The organism is Streptomyces sp. NPDC056161 (genome assembly GCF_042268025.1).
In the GTDB taxonomy this organism is placed as follows: Bacteria; Actinomycetota; Actinomycetes; order Streptomycetales; family Streptomycetaceae; genus Streptomyces.
The window spans coordinates 229,789-231,348 of the sequence record NZ_JBHJUV010000007.1; the positions used below are offsets into that span (position 1 = coordinate 229,789).

Consider the following 1,560-nt stretch of genomic DNA (forward strand, 5'->3'; position numbering starts at 1 on the left):
GGGGCGGGTGCGGGGTATGTTCCCGCCGGGCGCCCGGGCGGGGTCGCCGGCGCCCCCCGCCCGCATCTGTCGGACCACACCAGGACGCGCATATCGTGCTCATGCCCAAGTCGCCCATGTCCCCTCGACGGCGGAGGTCGCCCATGCACCTGTCCAGACGGAGTCTCCTCGCGGCGGCGACCACGGCGGCGGCCGGACCCGTCACTCCCGCCGCGACCTCCGCGAACACCACGCCTGCCGCGAACACCACGGACACCACGACCGCCGCCGACCCCCACGGCCGGCTGCGCACCGGTTTCGAACGCCTCGCCGACGACGGCTACGCGCTCCTCGCCGGCCGGCGTGTCGGCATCGTGACCAACCCGACCGGCATCACCCGGGACGCCCGGCACATCGTCGACGTCCTGCACGCCGACCCCCGCGTGTCGCTCACCGCCGTCTTCGGACCCGAGCACGGCTTCCGCGGCACCGCGCAGGCCGGCGGCTCAGAGGGGCGCCAGGACGACCCGGCGACCGGCCTGCCGGTCTACGACACCTACCAGAAGAGCGGCCGGCCGCTCGCCGACGTCTTCACCGCCTCCGGCGTGGACACGGTCGTCTTCGACATCCAGGACGTGGGCGCCCGCTTCTACACGTACATCTGGACCCTGTACGACTGCATGGAGGCGGCGGCGCTCGCGGGCAAGCGGTTCGTGGTGCTGGACCGGCCGAATCCGGTGACCGGGCGGTCCGCCCAGGGGCCGGTGCTGCACCGGGAGTTCGCCACGTTCGTCGGCCGGCAGCCGATCGCCCAGGCGCACGGGATGACGGTCGCGGAGCTGGCGCGGCTGTTCGACGCGGAGTTCCTGGACCACCAGGTGCCGCTGGAGACCGTCCTGATGACCGGCTGGCGGCGCACGGACTTCTACGATGCGGCCGGTCTGCCCTGGGTGCCGCCGAGCCCCAACATGCCGACGCCCGACACGGCGCTGGTGTACTCGGGGACCTGCCTCTTCGAGGGGACGAACCTGTCGGAGGGGCGCGGCACGACCCGGCCCTTCGAACTGCTCGGCGCGGAGGGCATCGACGCGCGGTGGGCCGCCGCGGCCGACGCGCTGGGGCTGCCGGGGGTGCGGTTCCGCGAGGCGTACTTCGCGCCCACCTTCTCCAAGTTCCAGGGCACGACCGTGGGGGGTGTGCAGATCCACGTCCACGACCGGTCCGCGTACGACCCGGTGCGGACCGGGATCGCGCTGCTGGTGACCGCCAAGCGGGTCTGGAGCGGCTTCGCCTGGCGCTCCGACAACTGGATCGACAAGCTCACCGGGTCCGCCCTGGTGCGCACGATGATCGACGCGGGCGCGGGTCCGGACGAGGTGGTCGGCGCCTGGCAGGAGGAACTGGCGGCGTTCCGCACGGTACGCGGACGGTATCTCCACTACCGGTAGCCGGGCGGCCACCGCTGGCGCGCACTCGCGGTGTCAGGGGATGTCGAGGCGCTGGTATCTCCACTACCGGTGGCCGGGCGGCCGGTGCGCACGGCGGATGCGTGCGCACCGGGCCGTCCGCGTCCGGCGGGAC

The 1,560-nt window shown here is 73.6% G+C and carries 1 protein-coding gene; it reads left to right on the top strand.

The annotated features are described in order from the left end of the window. Positions 1-143: 143 nt before the first annotated feature. Positions 144-1,427 (top strand): exo-beta-N-acetylmuramidase NamZ domain-containing protein, encoded by a 1,284-nt coding sequence (locus ACFC09_RS09590; RefSeq protein WP_376525364.1) that lies wholly within the window; start codon positions 144-146, stop codon positions 1,425-1,427. Positions 1,428-1,560: the final 133 nt, after the last annotated feature.

What these genes read in the sequence shown, in the direction of transcription:
- ACFC09_RS09590 (WP_376525364.1), top strand. Translation starts at nt 144, where the DNA reads ATGCACCTGTCCAGACGGAGTCTCCTCGCGGCGGCGACCACGGCGGCG.